This is a genomic window from Streptomyces sp. NPDC053560 (assembly GCF_044544605.1).
Taxonomy (GTDB): Bacteria; Actinomycetota; Actinomycetes; order Streptomycetales; family Streptomycetaceae; genus Streptomyces.
Map to the genome: position 1 here is coordinate 137,067 of NZ_JBITXI010000019.1, position 16,369 is coordinate 153,435.

Sequence of the window (16,369 nt, forward strand, 5' to 3'; positions counted from 1 at the left end):
ACCGGCCATCGGTAAGTGACGTTATCAGTGGGGAAGTTGGGGAGAGAGGGGTAGTTGGGATCAGTGGGGTGGATGGGGTGGATGGGGCCAGTGAGGTCGGCAGCGCCCCTGAGAATCGCGGAAGCAGAAGCCGCTAGGGCTTGCGGGGGTTGAGGTGGGCGCGGTCCGCTGCGGCGTAGCCCTGGTACAGGCCGTCCGCGTCGCGTACGCCGCGCATCCGTACGGCCGTGGTCTCGGGGAAGAGCGCGCCGGTCCGTTCCTGGACCGCGAGGTCCCGGGCGGCGAGCACCGGCAGCAGGTCCGGCGCCTCCTCGGCGGCCTCGGCGGTGACGTGTCCGGCCGCGTCGGTGAGCCGGTCGCGGATGCGGGAGGCGTATCCGGCGAGGAAGGACTGGCGGAAGTCCTTGGTGCGGCGGGACCGGCCGCGGGTGTGCTGCACGTCCGCGGCCCGGTGCATGGCGGTGGTGGCCTGGACGAGGAGGGACGTGTAGAGCAGCTCGGCGGCGTCCAGGTCGGGCGCGAAGCCGACGAGGGTGGTGAAGGCGGCCTCCGGGGACCAGACGGCCTGGCAGCGGTTGGCGAGGGCCACCGCGTCCAGCAGCAGCGCCTTGGTGCTCTCGTACGGGCCGTCGATGCCGATACGGAGGGTGTCCGGGCCGTCGGCGGAGGCGGCGCCCGCGAGCAGCGCCTCGGAGACGCTGTGCCGGGCCATCAACTCCTGGGCCTTGGCGGAGAGCGCCTCGGCCTCGTCGGGGAAGTCGGTGGACTCGGCCTTGGCGAGCAGGCCGCGGATGCGCCCGAGGACGCGGGGCTCGCCGGCGGCCGGACCGGAGCCGGGGGCCGCACCGGGCCCGGGGGCCGCTCTGGAGCCGGCGGCCGTGCGTGCCGCGGCCGGCCGGGCGCCCGGCTCGCCGGGCAGCGGGCCGGACGGTGTGATCCGGGGCAGTCGGCCGAGGACGCGCAGCACCTCCAGGACGCCGCAGAGCGTCTCGAAGCGGGTGGCGCGGCGGCGCCGGGCCAGCGCGTCCAGGTAGCCGCCGTCGTCCGGCCACCACGCCTGGGCGCCCGCCCCGCGCAGCTGGGCGGCCCAGCGGGGCGGCAGGCCGTCGGCGGGGTAGTGGCGGATCTCCGCGGCGACGAGGTCCGCGGCGAGGCCGGTGTCGGCGTCCGCGCGCCGTACGAGCCGTACCAGGTCGGCGGGGTGCCAGCCGCCCTCCCAGCAGCCGCGTACGACCGCCGCGGCGGCGGCCAGCAGCGCCCGGCTCACGGCCTCGGGGCCCGCCGGGTCGGCGCTCAGTACCGAGGCACCGGTCTCGACGGCGTCCTCGGCGTCCCGGCCGTCGGCGGCGTACCGGACCGTGCCCAGTACGCGTGCCACGGCCTCCGCCGCCGCGTTCCCTGCCGTCTTCTCCCGGCGCCCGCCGCGCCCCGTGTCCTTGTCACCCACCGGGTCACTGTACGTACGCGTACGGTGCGGCGCGGCGCGGAACGGCGACGGGCGGCACCCGGAGCCCAGTCCGGGTGCCGCCCGCGTACGGCCGGGGAAGCCGTCAGGTCTTCGGCCGCCGGGGTCCGTGCGGACGCACGGGACCCGGCAAGGTCCTCAGGTCGGCCGGGTCACTGGAGGGCGCTGCCTGCCGTCCACTGCGACCAGTCCATGTTCCAGCCGTTCAGGCCGTTGTCGGGCTGGATGGTCTTGTCCGGGGAGTTCTTCATGACGACCACGTCACCGAGGAGGGAGTGGTCGTAGAACCAGGCGCCGTCGGTCTTGTCGTTCTTGGCGCCCTTGGCGTCCGCGAGGCCGATGCAGCCGTGGCTGGTGTTGGCCTTTCCGAAGATGCCCTTGCCCCAGTAGTTGCCGTGGATGAAGGTGCCGGAGTCCGACAGCCGCATGGCGTGCGGTACGTCGGGGATGTCGTACTCGCCCTTGCCGTCCTTCTTCTTGAAGCCGACCGTCGAGCCGTCCATGCGGGTCTGCTCGAACTTCTCGGAGACCACCAGCTGACCGTTGTAGGTCGGGTTCTCCTTGCCGCCGGCCGAGATCGGGATCTGCTTCACGGTCTTGCCGTCGCGCACCACCGTCATCTGGTGGGTCTTGGCGTCGACGGTGCTCACCTGGGAGCGGCCCACGTCGAAGCTGACGGTCTTGTCCTGGATGCCCTGCACGCCGGGCGACGCCTCGACGCCGTCCAGGTCGAGGTCCATGCTGACCTTCGTACCGGCCTTCCAGTACTCCTCGGGGCGGAAGTCCAGGCGGGTGTCGCTGAACCAGTGGCCGACGACCTTCTGGTTGCTGCTCGCCGCGACCTTGATCTTCGACTCGATGGCGGCCTTGTTCTTGACCGGCTTGTCGAACTTGAGGGAGACCGGCATGCCGACGCCGACGGTCGAACCGTCCTCGGGCGTGAAGTTGGCGATGAAGCTGTTGTTGGGCGAGACGGTGGTGAAGGTGGAGTTCTCCACCGCCTTGCGGCCCTTGGAGTCCTCGGCGTGCGCGGTGATCTTGTACTGCGTGGAGCGCTGCAGCGGGGACTGCGGCTTCCAGGACCTGCCGTCAGCCGCGAGGGTGCCGGCCACCTTCTCCTTGGTGGCGAGGGAGGTCATCGTCACGTCGGTCAACTTGCCGTGGGCGACGGTGACCTTGGTGTCGCTGTTGATGCCCGCGTTGGCGGCGCCGCTCTTCGGAGCGATCTTGATCGTGGCGTCCGAGGCGTCCTCGGCCGCCGCGCGGTCGACCTGCTCCTGCTTCTCGTGCTTCTCGGGCGGCCCCGAGCCGCCGCTGTCGCCGCTCGCCTTGCCACCGCCGCCGCAGGCCGCGAGCGTCAGCGCACCGCCGAGCAGCGCAGCGGTGGCTATGAAGCCCTTGCGGCGCTTGCTGTCCGTCATCAGTTACTTCTCCATTGCTACGGAACCTGAGGTCCTCCCCGAGCAATCCGGGCACACTTGGTCCCGGTCGCTCCCATGATGAACGCCTGTTCCCTATTTGCCGTTCCATGCACGGGAAAGTGTGGGAAAGGACACCTCAGGTTCCGCATCAGCGGAGGCGGACGTCACACGTCTTCGTCGTCCCCTGTGTCGCCCAGTTCCCACTCCTCCGCGTCGGGGTCGTAGTCGGTCTCCTCGCTCGTCCACGACGCCTGCGCGAGCTCGACGCCGGGTACGTCGTTGACCAGGTCGAAGGGGTCGATGAGGTGCGCGACGGCCTCGGCCGGCTCGCCCTGCACCGCCTCCCGCGCGTAGCTGCGCTCCTGGTCGGTCATGTGTTCCTCGCCACTGATGCCGTCGAGGGCCGCGCCGGTCAGCAGGTCGGGCTCCGTGATCTCCATGACCAGCTCGACGCGCAGGCGGACAAACCGTGATGTGTCACCGTTGCTCATGCCACGGAGCGTAAGCACGTCAGGGCCCTGGCTTCCCCGCGACCCGCGGCTGTTACTAACATCTGCGTAACGGCCAACGCGCCGAGCCGTGAAGGGGGATCGTTCCGTGACCGCACGCCGACCACTGGTGACTGCAGCTGCGGCGGGCTCGGTGCTGATCGCGCTGTGTTTCGTCCCGTCGGCCAACGCCTCGGTCGAGCATGACACCGGTGGCCGGCAGTCCGCCGCCGTCCACGCGGTCGGGCAGGACGCCCCGGCCGGACCGGGTACGACGGCCGGGAACGGCACCGCGACCGGCGAGCAGGCGCGGGCCGTACCGGACACCCAGACCGTCGGCACGGACGGCGCCCAGGGCGCCGACGAGGTCCGGCTCGCCGACTCCGGCTCGATCGACACCACCCCGTACGCCGTCGGCGGCACGGCCTTCCTCGGCATCGGGGCCGCCCTGGTCACCCTCGCCGTGCGCCGCTCCCGCGAAGAGACGGCCTGAGAAGCTCGCAGACGGGCCGAGGGCCCGCCCCGGGGCTGTCCCGAGCCCCGGCCCGCCGGCCCGCACAACGCGAGAGCCCGCGTCCCCCAAGGCGGACACGGACTCCCCGCGGCGCCGGGCGGCCCGGCCGCCCCGCCGCTCAGTCCAGCGCGCCGGTGACCGGCTCCACGGCCGCGACCAGCTTGCCGCTGCGCACGAACTCGTACGCCGCCGCCAGGTCGGGCGCGAGGAAACGGTCCTCCCCCGGGCCCTGGACGCCCTCGGCCCGCGCCGCCGCCAGTACCGCACGGGTGGCCGGGGACGGCGTCAGCCCGTCCCGCATCTCCACCGCGCGGGTCGCGGCGTACAGCTCGACGGCGACGACCCGGGTGAGGTTGTCGACCGCGGTCCGCAGCTTGCGCGCCGCCGACCAGCCCATCGAGACGTGGTCCTCCTGCATGGCGGAGGACGGGATGGAGTCCACCGAGGCCGGGGCCGCGAGCCGCTTCATCTCGCTGACCAGCGCTGCCTGCGTGTACTGGGCGATCATCAGGCCGGAGTCCACGCCGGGATCGCCGGCCAGGAAGGCGGGCAGGCCGTGCGAGCGGTTCTTGTCCAGCAGCCGGTCCGTGCGGCGCTCGGCGACGGAGCCGAGGTCGGCGGCGGCGATGGCGAGGAAGTCCAGCACGTAGGCGACCGGAGCGCCGTGGAAGTTGCCGTTGGACTCCACCCGGCCGTCCTCCAGGACCACGGGGTTGTCGACGGCGGCGGCCAGCTCGCGCTCGGCGACCAGCCGCGCGTGCGCGAGCGTGTCCCGGCCGGCGCCCGCGACCTGCGGGGCGCAGCGCACGGAGTACGCGTCCTGGACGCGCGGTGCGTCGTCCTGGTGGTGACCGGTCAGCTCGGAGCCGGCCAGCACCTTCAGCATGTTGGCGGCCGAGGCGGCCTGGCCCGGGTGCGGGCGGATGGCGTGCAGCTCGGGCGCGAGGACCTTGTCCGTACCGAGCAGCGCCTCCAGGGAAAGGGCCGCGGTGATGTCGGCGGAGGTGAAGAGCCGGGCCAGGTCGGCACAGGCCATCACGAGCATGCCGAGCATGCCGTCGGTGCCGTTCAGGAGGGCCAGGCCCTCCTTCTCGCGCAGCTCGACGGGCTCTATGCCGTGGGCGGCCAGCAGCTCGCCGGAGGGGCGTACGACGCCGTCCGGGCCCTCGGCCTCGCCCTCTCCCATCAAGGTCAGCGCGCAGTGCGAGAGCGGCGCGAGATCGCCGGAGCAGCCGAGCGAGCCGTATTCGTGGACGACGGGGGTGATGCCCGCGTTCAGCAGCTTCGCCATCGCCTCCACGACCAGGGGGCGTACACCCGTACGACCCGAGGCGAGGGTCTTCAGACGCAGGAACATCAGCGCGCGTACCACCTCGCGCTCGACGCGCGGGCCCATGCCGGCCGCGTGCGAGCGGACGATGTTGCGCTGGAGCTGGGCGCGCAGCTCGGGGCTGATGTGCCGCACGGCGAGCGCGCCGAAGCCGGTGGAGACGCCGTAGACCGGGTCCGGCTTGGCGGCGAGGTCGTCGATGAAGGCGCGGGAGGCGGCTACGGCGGCGAGCGCGTCGGCGGACACCTCGACGCGGGCGGCGCCGCGTGCCACGTCGATGACGTCCTGGGCGGTCGTGCCGGTCGGGTCCAGCACCACGGTGTGCATATCCATATTCAGGCACCCTAGAGAGTGAAAGCACGGATGTCATCAGCGGGGTACGGGAGCACCCCTTACCCCGCGGGACGCGTACGGCCCGGCCGGCGCCGCCGTACCCCGCTCAGCGGCGGAAACGCCGGCGCTCGCCGCCCGCGGCCGCCGGGCCCTGCTCCGCCGCGTCGGCCATGCGGACGACCGGATCGTCCGCGCCGCCGTGCCGGCCCGCCACCACCGGGCCCGGCGAACGGGCGGCCTTGGCCCGGTACTGCGCGGCGTCCGCGAGCCGGAAGAGGCGGCGCGCCGACGGCACCGGGCCGATCGGATCGCCGGTCGAGGCGACGCCGACCGCCACGCCCTCGCCGAGGTCCAACGCGCCCGCACGGCGGCACAGTTCCGCCGCCACCCGCACCACGTCGTCGGCCGGCGGCCCGGCCGCCACCAGACAGAACTCGTCGCCGCCGAGCCGGGCCGCGAGGGCGCCCGGCAGTATCGCGCCGCACAGGGACAGCACAGAGCCGAAGCGTTCCAGTAGGCGGTCGCCCGCGGTGTGCCCCTGGGTGTCGTTCACCCGCTTCAGCCCGTTGAGGTCGCAGATCACCAGACTGACGACCGTGCCGTCGGCGCGGTGCCGCTCCAGCGCCTCGTCCAGCCGCATGTCGACCGCACGCCGGTTGGCCAGCCCGGTCAGCGCGTCGGTGAAGGCCAGCCGGCGGGCCTCGGCCAGCCGCTCGGTCTGGGCGATGCCGGCCGCGGCGACCGCGGCCAGCACGGTCGCGAAGGCCGCGTCGTCCCGGCCGAAGACCGGCGCCCCCTGCGGCCTGGCGACGTACAACTCGCCCCACGCCCGGCCGTGCAGCACGAGGGGCGCCACCACGCAGCTGCCCCGGCCGCGGCGGCGCAGCGCGGCCACCCTCCCCCGGCCGCCGGCGGACGGCTTCCCCGGGCGGCGGTATCCGCCCTCCTCCTGGGGGTCGTCGGCGATCTCCACCCAGGCCTCGGGCTCGCCGCCGCCCGCCCACCGCTCGTGCAGAAAGCCGACGATCTCGGGGAACTCGTGCACCGGGTAGGACTCGTCGTCCGGGTACTCCTGCTCGCCGTCGGTCAGTTCACCGACGTTGACCAGCACCCGGAGCCGGCCGCGCTGGCGTTCCCACACGGAGACCGCGGCGAAGGAACCGCCCAGCGCCCGGCACGCGCCGTAAGCGGCGGCTCTGGCCGACTCCCTGGGCTGGTGCGCGGCGGCCAGGGACTGGGCGAGCGCCACGACGGCCCGCAGCCGGGCGTCGCACCCGTACTCGCCACCGCCCACCGCTTCGCCCGTCACCGGCCCTCACACTCCGTCACCGTCGGCGCGCCCTGACCTTACAGAGTAGGAAGGTATGGCGGGATTCGCCCTTTATGGGGTGACGGAGAGTGCGGCTCAGGCCGGTGGCCGCTCCCCGAGCCGCGGTGCGGGCCGGTGCGGGCCCGACGTCACTCCCCCGGCCAGTCCGGGGTCCGCTTCTCGTTGAAGGCCGCCACGCCCTCGGCCCGGTCGCCGGAGAAGGCGACGCTGCGCCAGGCACCGTCCTCCAGGTCCAGCCCGGTACGCAGGTCCAGGCCGTGCCCCAGCCGCATCGCGCGCTTGGCGGCGCGCAGCCCGACGGGCGAGTTGCGGGCGATCCGCGCGGCCAGCTCCAGCGCCTCCGTGCGGTCCTCGCCCGCGCCGGCCAGCTGGTCGACCAGGCCCAGCTCGGCGGCCTCGGCGGCCTCGACGCGGCGCGCGGTGAAGACCAGCTCGGCCGCGCGGGCCGCGCCCACCCGGCGCGGCAGCAGCTGCGTACCACCGCCGCCGGGAATCACGCCGACCGAGACCTCGGGCAGGCCCACCACGGCGGTGGGGTCGGCCACGATCAGGTCGCAGGAGAGCGCCAGCTCGAAGCCGCCGCCCAGCGCGAAGCCGTGCACGGCCGCGATGGTGGGCATCGGCAGCTCCAGCACGCCGGTGTAGGCGGCGCGGGTGTACGGGCGCTGGCGCATCAGGTCGGCGTCCGTGAAGGAGTTGCGCTCCTTGAGGTCGGCGCCGACGCAGAAGGCCCGGTCGTGGGTGGAGGTGAGCACGACGGCACGTACGGAGCGGTCGGCGGCGAGCGCGTCGCAGGCGGCGGTGAGGGAGCGGGCCATGTCCGTGGAGACGGCGTTCATCGCCTTGGGGCGGTCCATGGCCAGTTCGGCGACGTGATCGCCGTGTCGGCGCACCACCACGTGCTCGCCGTACCGCTGCTCGTCCTGGTCGGCCATGGGTACCGTCCCTCCCGGTTAACGATCGCTTACGGGTGCGATCGTAGCCGGGCGGGGAAGGGCTGCCGCCGTCAGGACTTCGGCGGACGCCTCGTCAGGAGCCAGGGCTCGACGACGCCCAGGCCGCGGACCGGGCGCTGCCACATCGGCTGGAGGGCGAAGCGGTACGCGGGGGCCGGCCCCTCGCCGTCCTTCTCCGCCGCTGCCGCCTCGGCCTCGGAGACCGGTGCGTCGCCGTTCCGGCTCAGCTCCTCGGCGAACGCCTCATCGACCAGGACGGTGTCCTTGGGAGCTATGGAGGTGAGCCGGCTGGCCAGATTCACGGTGTTGCCGAAGACGTCGCCCATGCGGGTCGTGACCGTGCCGAAGGCGATGCCGACCCGCAGTTCGGGCATGGTCTCGTCGTTGGCCATGGTCTCGATGAGGCGCAGCCCGATCTCGGCGGCGGTGCCCGCGTCGTCGGCGGAGTACAGCACCTCGTCGCCGAGGGTCTTGATGAGCCGGCCGCCGTGCGCGGCGACCAGATCGGCGGCCGTGGTCTCGAAGGCCTCGACCAGCTCGCCCAGTTCCTCCTCCTCCAGGCGGCGGGTGAGGCGGGTGAAGCCGACCAGGTCGGCGAAGCCGACGGCGAGCCGCCGGTCGACCATTTCGGCGTCGTCCTGGGCCTGGACCACCCGGCCCGTCGAGGCGGCGAGCTGCCGGCGCCAGACGTAGACCAGGAACTCCTCCAGCTCGGGCAGGAGCAGCTCGACCAGGGGATAGGTGATTTCCGTACGGGTCAGGCCGGAGTCCTGCGGCTCGGTGAGGCCCTCCAGGAAGGAGTCGATCTGCCAGTCGGCGAGCCGGGCGGTGGTCTGGCCGGTCGAGCGGGCCACCTGGACCGCCATCGCCTCGCTCAGCAGCCCGGCCTCCACCAGACCGGAGAGCCGGCGCAGCGCCAGGACGTCGGCCTCGGTGAGCGCCTTGACCTGGCCGATGTCCGCGAAGCCCATGGCCCGCCAGAAGCGGGACGCCAGATCCATGGAGACGCCGGCGCTGCGGGCCGCCTGGAACGGGGTGTAGCGCCGCTCGGAGCCGAGGATCAGCTGTTCCAGGCGGATGGCGATGGTGTCGTCGCCGGACTCCCCATCGGCGGCTTCGGCGTCACGCGGCACCGCTTCCGCGTCGCGCGGCGATGCGCCCGAGTCGTCGAGGGTCACCGCGCCCTCCTCTTCCGATCCCTGCGCACTGCCCTTCCGATCACTGCTCGCCCGCGGCCCGCTGCCGGACCGATCGCGTCAACGATACGGCAGGTGTGCTCTGGCTCACTCTCACATTCCACACATAACGCACCATTCGCATGTGTGGAATGTCGTCAACAGCCACCCACCGCCTCCCGTGGCCCCGCTCCGGCCCTCGGCGCCGGCCGGCAGGCCTTCCGGCCCCAGCCGGCCCGCTCACCCCGCCGGCCTCAGATGGACGATGTCACCCGCCGAGACCGGCCGCTGCACCCCGTCCCCGGTGGCCAGTACCAGCCGTCCGTCGCCGTCCACGGCGACCGCCTCGCCACGGATCTCCTGGTCGCCCGGGAGCAGCGCCCGGACGGTACGGCCGAGCGTCGCACAGCCCGCCGCGTACGCCTCCTGGAGCCCGGCGGCCGCCGGATCGCCGCCGGCGGCCCGCCAGTCGCCGTACCACTGCTCCAGCGAACGCAGTACGGCGCGCAGCAGCGGATCGCGGTCGGTGCCCTGCGCCCCGGCCAGGGCGAGCGAGCCGGCCGTCGGCACCGGCAGCTCGTCCGCGCGGAGCGAGACGTTCAGGCCGATGCCGAGGACGACGCCACTGCCGGCCGCCTCGGCGAGGATGCCGCCCGTCTTGCGCTCCTCGCCGTCCACTGTGATGAGGAGGTCGTTGGGCCACTTCAGCGCCGTGTCCACGCCGGCCGCGCGGGCGAGCGCGGTGGCGGTGGCCACCCCGGCCAGCAGCGGCAGCCAGCCCCAGCGCGCCGAGGGCACGTCGGGCTCCAGGTACACGGAGAAGAAGAGCCCGGAGCGCGGCGGCGCCGACCACGTGCGGTCCAGCCGGCCGCGGGCCGCCGACTGCTCCTCCGCGACGAGCACGCTGCCCGCCGCCGCCTCGCCCTTGGCAGCGCGGGCCGCCAGGTCGGTGTTGGTGGAGCCGGTGGCCTGGACCACGTCCAGGGAGGTCCACAGGGAGCCGGGGCGGACGAGCGCCTTGCGCAGCGCCGTCGCGTTCAGCGGGGGACGGTCGAGGTCGGTCCACCGACCGCCGGGCTCTTTGTCTGAGTTATCGGGGTTTACGGGCGGTTGAGGCGTCATGGTGCCCAGCCTAGGAGGCTTCGCGGCCCCGGAGTGTGGCCAACGACGCAGTGCCGCTGAGCAGCGCCGCGGATACGCTACGAATCGGTAGCCACACCCTTGAGCGTATCGCCACCCGTACGAGCACCAGTCCAGGACGAGCAGGAGCCGCATCCCGATGTCCGAGCCGGAAGCACCCTCCTTTGCTAATTCAGCCAGCCAGACCACAGCGGGCAAGCTGGCGGATCTTCAGCGACGTATCGAAGAGGCCACGCACGCCGGTTCGGCGCGCGCCGTGGAAAAGCAGCACGCCAAGGGCAAGTTGACCGCCCGTGAGCGGATCGACCTGCTGCTGGACGAAGGGTCCTTCGTCGAGCTGGACGAGTTCGCGCGGCACCGTGCCACCGATTTCGGCATGGCCGAGAACCGTCCCTACGGCGACGGCGTGGTCACCGGCTACGGCACCGTCGACGGCCGCCCGGTCGCGGTCTTCTCCCAGGACTTCACCGTCTTCGGCGGCGCGCTGGGCGGCGTCTTCGGCGAGAAGATCGTCAAGGTGATGGACTTCGCGCTGAAGAACGGCTGCCCCGTCATCGGCATCAACGACTCCGGCGGCGCGCGCATCCAGGAAGGCGTCGTCTCCCTCGGCGCGTACGGCGAGATCTTCCGCCGCAACACCCACGCCTCCGGCGTCATCCCGCAGATCTCGCTGATCGTCGGCCCGTGCGCGGGCGGCGCGGTCTACTCCCCCGCCATCACCGACTTCACGGTCATGGTCGACCAGACCTCGCACATGTTCATCACCGGGCCCGACGTCATCAAGACCGTCACCGGCGAGGACGTGGGCTTCGAGGAGCTGGGCGGCGCCCGCACCCACAACGCCACCTCCGGCGTCGCGCACCACATGGCGGGCGACGAGAAGGACGCGGTGGAGTACATCAAGGCACTGCTGTCCTACCTGCCCTCCAACAACCTCTCCGAGCCGCCGTCCTTCCCCGAGGAAGCGGACCTGGAGACCTCCGACGCCGACCGCGAGCTGGACACGCTCATCCCGGACTCGGCGAACCAGCCGTACGACATGCTCTCCGTCATCGAGCACGTGCTGGACGACCAGGACTTCCTGGAGGTCCAGGCGCTGTACGCGCCGAACATGGTCACCGGCTACGGCCGCGTCGAGGGCCACTCGGTGGGCATCGTCGCCAACCAGCCGATGCAGTTCGCGGGCACCCTGGACATCAAGGCGTCCGAGAAGGCCGCGCGCTTCGTGCGCACCTGCGACGCCTACAACATCCCCGTGATCACCTTCGTGGACGTGCCCGGCTTCCTGCCCGGCACGGACCAGGAGTGGGACGGCATCATCCGCCGCGGCGCCAAGCTGATCTACGCGTACGCCGAGGCCACCGTGCCGCTGATCACGGTCATCACCCGCAAGGCCTTCGGCGGCGCCTACGACGTCATGGGCTCCAAGCACCTGGGCGCGGACCTCAACCTCGCCTGGCCGACCGCCCAGATCGCGGTCATGGGCGCGCAGGGCGCGGTCAACATCCTGCACCGCCGCACCCTCGCCGCGATCGAGGACCCGGCCGCGCAGGAGGCCCGCCGCCAGGAGCTGATCGCCGAGTACGAGGACGCCCTGCTCAACCCGTACGCGGCGGCCGAGCGCGGCTACGTCGATGCGGTGATCATGCCGTCCGAGACCCGCCGGCACATCGTCCGGGGCCTGCGCACGCTGCGCAACAAGCGCGAGCAGCTGCCCCCGAAGAAGCACGGCAACATCCCGCTGTAGGACGCGCACGTCGACGGATCAGAGGAGGCTGACGGTGATCAAGGTCGTACGGGGCAACCCGACACCCGAGGAACTGGCCGCCGCGGTCGCGGTGGTGCAGGCCCGCGCGGCGGCCGCCGCTGCCGCCGAGCCCGGCGGCCCGGCACAGGGCGAGGAGTGGTCCGACCCGGCGTCCCTCGTCCCGCGGCGGATTCCGCACCCGGGCCCGCGCGCCTGGCGGACCAGCTTCTGGCCGCGCTAGGGAAACGGCCGGTACACCTCTTGCGGCCGCCGGGTGGACGCCCGGCGGCCGGGGTTCACCGTGGCGCCTGAGTACGCGTACTCAGGCGCCACGGCCGCTTCCGTCGCAGGCTGGGAAGCATGCTCTGGTCCGACCCGCCCGACGATCCCTCCGAGGAGCTGCGCAAGGCAGAAGCCATGCTCCGTCGGGCCGGCATCGTGCTGGCGGTCGCCGCCGTCCTGTTACTGCTGCTGCTCGGCCTGTCCGGCTGATCCCGCTGCCTCGCGCGCCGGCTCGACCACGCCGCTGACCTCGCCGAACCCGATCCGCACCCCGTCCGGGCCGGGCGCTGTCGCGCGCAGCGTGACCGTGTCGCCGTCCTGGAGGTAGGCACGGGTGGAGCCGTCGGCGAGCTTGACCGGTTCGGTGCCGTTCCAGCCCAGCTCCAGGAACGACCCGCGCTCGTCCGCCGCCGGTCCCGAGACCGTGCCGGAGGCGTAGAAGTCACCGGTCCGCAGGCTCGCGCCGTTGACCGTCATGTGGGCGAGCATCTGCGCCGCCGTCCAGTACATGGTGCGGAACGGCGGCCGGGAGAGCACGGTGCCGTTGCACTCCACCTCCATCGCCAGGTCCAGCCCCCACGGCTCGTCCTCCCGCAGGTACGGCAGCGGTTCGGGGTCCTGCGCCGGCGGGGCGACCCGAGCCGCCGCCAGCGCGTCCAGTGGCACCACCCACGGCGAGACCGAGGTGGCGAAGGACTTGCCGAGGAACGGGCCGAGCGGCACGTACTCCCATGCCTGGATGTCCCGCGCGCTCCAGTCGTTGACCAGCACCACGCCGAAGACGTGGTCGGCGAAATCCGCGACAGACACCGGCGTGCCGAGCCCGGACGGCGTCCCGACGACGAAGCCGACCTCCGCCTCGATGTCCAGCCGGACGGACGGGCCGAAGGACGGCGCCGCCGCGTCCGGCGCCTTGCGCTGCCCGCACGGCCGGACGACCGGCGTGCCGGACACCACGACCGTCCCCGCCCTGCCGTGGTAACCGATCGGCAGATGCTTCCAGTTGGGAGTGAGTGGCGGCTGGCCCGGGCGGAAGACCTGGCCGACGTTGGACGCGTGGTGCTCGGAGGCGTAGAAGTCGACGTAGTCGGCGACCTCGAACGGCAGGTGCAGGGTCACCGTGTCCCGCGGGATCAGATGCGGCTCGACGGCCGCGCGGTGCCCCTCGTCGGTCAGCAGCTCGGTCAGCCGCGCCCGCACCGCCCGCCACGCCTCCCGGCCGCGCGCCATGAACGGATTCAGCGTCGGCGCCGCGAAGTCCGCCGCGTACGGCAGCCCGGCCGCCTCACCCAGCCGCGACAGGTCCAGGACGTACGCCCCGATCGCCACGCCCGCGCGCGGCGGCACACCGGGCTCGCCCGCGCGGGAGAAGATCCCGTACGGCAGGTTCTGCACGGGGAAGTCGGAGTGCTCCGGTACGGGCACCCAGGATCGGGTCGTCATACGTCCAGCTCCCTGTCGGTGGAGGGCTTTGCGGTCTTCGCGGTCGTCGCGGTCTTCGGATGCGGACGGGAGCCGGTCAGCCCCAGCGCCCGCAGATCTGCCAGCGGCTCGCTGGTACTGCACGAGCCGTACCCGGTGAACACCGCGCGGGTGCGCGCGGCGAGCGCCGGGGTCACCGCGCGGGCCTCGGCGGCCAGCGCGACGGGATCGGTGGAGCGCAGGACCGCCTCGACGCCGTCGGCCGTCGCGCCGTCCGCCGCCCGGCACACGGCGAGCAGCAGGTTCAGGAACCCGTGGTGGGTGAAGCCGGTGTCCGCGTCGCGGTACCGCACGGCGTGGTGCAGCCCGGCGGTCGCCTTGAACGGCAGCCCGCGGCGCACACACGCGCAGACGAACGCCGCCAGGCCCTCGACCGTCGGGAAGAGCTCGGCGCGTACGCCGCCGCAGCGCACCTTCGCGGCGAGCCCGGCCGTCAGCAGCTCGTCCAGCACTGCCTCCCAGCCGTCGGTGAGCGCCACCTCGACGTGCTGCGGGAAGCCCGGCGGCGGCCCGTACGGCAGGTTCTTCAGCGCGTCGGCGGCCTGCCGGACGGCGGTCACCGGGTCGGGCCCCGCCGGCACCGTGCCCTCCAGGGAGACCAGCCGCAGCCGGCCGTCGGCGGTGATCCGCCGGTGCGCCTCGACCAGCGTGCCCCACTCCAGCGGGCTGATCAGCCCCAGCCGGAAGCGGTCCCCCTCGCCCAGCGCCGCCGACAGCTCCGGCAGCCGCCCGGCGGGGCAGAGGAAGCGGTGGCTGAGCACCGGATCGCCGGCCGCGGCATCGGCCCGGTGCCGCGCGACGGCCGCCGCCATCGCCAGCTGTTCGGGCGGGAAGAGCCCGGCATCGTCCACGAGCCGTCCGTACAACGCGGATGTGGTCATCGCTCACGCCTCCTGAGGTCCGTGGCCGCCTGCCCACGTCCAGGCATACCCGCGCCCACCCGTGCGCAGCGGGGCCGGAAGCCGTGCAGGCGACAACTCCTCGTCGTACAGGCCACCGTGGGGGCGGCGGCGCCGGATGCGCGTCCGACTATCGGACAGAAATCTTTGATATCCGAACGCGCCACTGCACTGTGGCCGCAGGCCGAACGACTGTCAATAGCCCGCCCGCCTACCATGAGCCGCATGACCGAACAGCGCCGCCGCCTCGTGCTCGCCTCCCAGTCCCCCGCCCGTCTCGGCCTGCTGCGCCAGGCCGGGCTGGCCCCCGACGTCGTCGTCAGCGGCGTGGACGAGGACGCGATCACCGCCGACACCCCGGGCGAGCTGGCCCGTGTACTGGCCGAGGCCAAGGCCGACGCCGTGGCGCGGCGCACCGAGGCCGCCGGCGCGCTGGTCATCGGCTGCGACTCGGTACTGGACCTGGACGGACGGGCGCTGGGCAAGCCGGCCGACGCGGAGGACGCCACAACGCGCTGGAAGTCGATGCGCGCCCGGTCCGGCGTGCTGCGGACCGGGCACTGCGTCATCGACACCGGGAGCGGCCGCCGGGTCTCGGCCACCGCCTCCACCACCGTCCGCTTCGGCGAGCCGTCGGACGCGGAGATCGCCGCCTACGTGGCGAGCGGCGAACCGCTGTACGTGGCGGGCGCGTTCACCCTCGACGGCCGCTCGGCCCCCTTCATCGACGGCATCGACGGCGACCCGGGCAACGTCATCGGCCTGTCCCTGCCGCTCCTCCGCCGCCTCCTGGCCGACGTGGACGTGCAGATCACGGACCTGTGGGCCTAGCCCAGCGACGGCTCGGCGCCGGGCGCCCCCGCCTCGGGGGCCTCGGCCCCCGGGGCCGCGGCAGCCGGGGAGTAGGCGACCAGCGTGAAGACGAGCAGGCCGAGTACGACCAGCGCACCGACCAGGGCAACCCAGCTGACCAGCCCGTAGACGAACGCGCCGACCACGCCGTGGACGACCGCGCAGCTGATCAGGACGATACGGGCGAAGGTGCCGGGCGGCTGGTCGCGCACCGCGCAGCGGACCGCGAGGAACGCGCACCACAGCAGGTAGAGGCCGAAGACGATGCCGGCCGCGACCGCACCCTTGGCCATCGCATCCGCGTCCAGCCCGGCCAGTGACATCTTCTGCCGGTCGACGAAGACGCTGAGGATCCAGTTGAGCAGCACGATCCCGGCCGCTTCGAGGACGAGGACCACGCCCGTCACGATCGCCACCGGCCTGCGTGCCGCCACCGTGCCCACCCACTTCCGCTGAGTCCGGCGCGTTCGCGTCCACCGTGTCCGGCGCGTTCGCGCTCCTGTTACCGCGAGTACAGAAGACGGGTGCACGCTACTGCTGGGTAATGGTCAGAACAAGGGGCATGCGGCAGGCGACTTTCCCGTACGCCACACCCGACACCCACCCGGCAAAGTTTCGCTCCGCCATTAGTGGGATCCCCACAAAGAAACGGTGCCGATCGGGGATCGAGTGAGGCGAGACGTTGCCCACACCGATCCTCGATCGTGCGACCGAACTCCCGGGCATACCCTGGGAATGGAGGGGACTTCGGCGTGCGGCCGGCGTCGGACGGTGACGCCTTGTGGGCAAGCTCACCCGCTGGGGCGACTCGGCACGTGGTGTCGTCAGTCCCTAAACTCAGCTTGTTTCGAGGAGGGAGCCATCGTGCGCAAGGTGCTCATCGCCAATCGTGGCGAAATCGCTGTCCGCGTTGCCCGTGCATGCCGGGACGCCGGGATCGGAAGCGTAGCGGTCT

The 16,369-nt window shown here is 72.8% G+C and carries 17 protein-coding genes; 6 read left to right on the plus strand and 11 right to left on the minus strand.

Going from position 1 to position 16,369, the window contains the following annotated elements; translation table 11 throughout:
* Nucleotides 1–133: 133 nt before the first annotated feature.
* The 3 genes from ACIGQF_RS35140 to ACIGQF_RS35150 all read right to left on the minus strand — a co-directional run bounded on the left by ACIGQF_RS35140 (nt 134) and on the right by ACIGQF_RS35150 (nt 3,377).
* A complete protein-coding gene (locus tag ACIGQF_RS35140) occupies nt 134–1,447 on the minus strand; it encodes a DUF2786 domain-containing protein (RefSeq protein ID WP_399719053.1) in 1,314 nt (437 codons plus the stop codon).
* A 170-nt stretch (nt 1,448–1,617) separates the two neighbouring features.
* Nucleotides 1,618–2,886: an Ig-like domain-containing protein gene (locus ACIGQF_RS35145; RefSeq protein WP_399719056.1), complete on the minus strand. Its 1,269-nt coding sequence runs from the start codon at nt 2,884–2,886 to the stop codon at nt 1,618–1,620.
* A 164-nt stretch (nt 2,887–3,050) separates the two neighbouring features.
* Nucleotides 3,051–3,377, minus strand: coding sequence for a hypothetical protein (locus tag ACIGQF_RS35150; protein ID WP_361568040.1), 327 nt, complete (start codon nt 3,375–3,377; stop codon nt 3,051–3,053).
* A gap of 127 nt (nt 3,378–3,504) precedes the next feature.
* Here ACIGQF_RS35150 and ACIGQF_RS35155 point away from each other — a divergent pair, with 127 nt between their 5' ends.
* Nucleotides 3,505–3,867, plus strand: coding sequence for a hypothetical protein (locus ACIGQF_RS35155; protein ID WP_399719059.1), 363 nt, complete (start codon nt 3,505–3,507; stop codon nt 3,865–3,867).
* A gap of 139 nt (nt 3,868–4,006) precedes the next feature.
* On the opposite strand, the gene hutH is transcribed toward ACIGQF_RS35155, so the two are convergent.
* The 5 genes from hutH to ACIGQF_RS35180 all read right to left on the minus strand — a co-directional run bounded on the left by hutH (nt 4,007) and on the right by ACIGQF_RS35180 (nt 10,134).
* Nucleotides 4,007–5,545, minus strand: coding sequence for a histidine ammonia-lyase (gene hutH, locus ACIGQF_RS35160; RefSeq protein WP_399719097.1), 1,539 nt, complete (start codon nt 5,543–5,545; stop codon nt 4,007–4,009).
* 112 nt (nt 5,546–5,657) lie between these two features.
* Entirely contained in the window at nt 5,658–6,860 is a 1,203-nt protein-coding gene (locus ACIGQF_RS35165; protein ID WP_399719062.1) for a diguanylate cyclase domain-containing protein, read from the minus strand.
* A gap of 149 nt (nt 6,861–7,009) precedes the next feature.
* Nucleotides 7,010–7,816: an enoyl-CoA hydratase-related protein gene (locus tag ACIGQF_RS35170; RefSeq protein WP_361568035.1), complete on the minus strand. Its 807-nt coding sequence runs from the start codon at nt 7,814–7,816 to the stop codon at nt 7,010–7,012.
* Nucleotides 7,817–7,887: 71 nt separating this feature from the next.
* Nucleotides 7,888–8,970, minus strand: coding sequence for an adenylate/guanylate cyclase domain-containing protein (locus tag ACIGQF_RS35175; RefSeq protein ID WP_399719100.1), 1,083 nt, complete (start codon nt 8,968–8,970; stop codon nt 7,888–7,890).
* Nucleotides 8,971–9,252: 282 nt separating this feature from the next.
* Complete coding sequence (locus ACIGQF_RS35180) at nt 9,253–10,134, minus strand: biotin--[acetyl-CoA-carboxylase] ligase (RefSeq protein WP_399719066.1); 882 nt, start codon at nt 10,132–10,134, stop codon at nt 9,253–9,255.
* A gap of 157 nt (nt 10,135–10,291) precedes the next feature.
* Between ACIGQF_RS35180 and ACIGQF_RS35185 the strand changes: the two genes are divergently transcribed.
* The 3 genes from ACIGQF_RS35185 to mmpB all read left to right on the plus strand — a co-directional run bounded on the left by ACIGQF_RS35185 (nt 10,292) and on the right by mmpB (nt 12,391).
* Entirely contained in the window at nt 10,292–11,899 is a 1,608-nt protein-coding gene (locus ACIGQF_RS35185; RefSeq protein ID WP_399719067.1) for an acyl-CoA carboxylase subunit beta, read from the plus strand.
* Nucleotides 11,900–11,933: 34 nt separating this feature from the next.
* On the plus strand, nt 11,934–12,140 hold the full coding sequence (locus ACIGQF_RS35190) for an acyl-CoA carboxylase epsilon subunit (RefSeq protein WP_361568027.1): 207 nt from the start codon (nt 11,934–11,936) through the stop codon (nt 12,138–12,140).
* 119 nt (nt 12,141–12,259) lie between these two features.
* A complete protein-coding gene (gene mmpB / locus ACIGQF_RS35195) occupies nt 12,260–12,391 on the plus strand; it encodes a morphogenic membrane protein MmpB (protein WP_351590937.1) in 132 nt (43 codons plus the stop codon).
* On the opposite strand, the gene fahA is transcribed toward mmpB, so the two are convergent.
* A complete protein-coding gene (gene fahA / locus ACIGQF_RS35200) occupies nt 12,362–13,624 on the minus strand; it encodes a fumarylacetoacetase (protein ID WP_399719069.1) in 1,263 nt (420 codons plus the stop codon). The genes mmpB and fahA overlap by 30 nt on opposite strands.
* Complete coding sequence (locus tag ACIGQF_RS35205; protein ID WP_399719072.1) at nt 13,621–14,544, minus strand: hypothetical protein; 924 nt, start codon at nt 14,542–14,544, stop codon at nt 13,621–13,623. Before ACIGQF_RS35205 ends, fahA begins: the two co-directional genes overlap by 4 nt.
* Nucleotides 14,545–14,787: 243 nt before the next feature.
* On the opposite strand from ACIGQF_RS35205, the gene ACIGQF_RS35210 reads away from it, so the two are divergent.
* Nucleotides 14,788–15,393 (plus strand): Maf family protein, encoded by a 606-nt coding sequence (locus ACIGQF_RS35210; RefSeq protein WP_399719075.1) that lies wholly within the window; start codon nt 14,788–14,790, stop codon nt 15,391–15,393.
* Here the strand turns inward: ACIGQF_RS35210 and ACIGQF_RS35215 are convergent.
* Nucleotides 15,390–15,848: a hypothetical protein gene (locus tag ACIGQF_RS35215; protein ID WP_399719078.1), complete on the minus strand. Its 459-nt coding sequence runs from the start codon at nt 15,846–15,848 to the stop codon at nt 15,390–15,392. The two genes, ACIGQF_RS35210 and ACIGQF_RS35215, sit on opposite strands and share 4 nt — an antisense overlap.
* A 430-nt stretch (nt 15,849–16,278) precedes the next feature.
* Here ACIGQF_RS35215 and ACIGQF_RS35220 point away from each other — a divergent pair.
* Nucleotides 16,279–16,369 (plus strand): biotin carboxylase N-terminal domain-containing protein (locus tag ACIGQF_RS35220; RefSeq protein WP_351910787.1); only part of this gene is annotated, 91 nt, incomplete at its 3' end.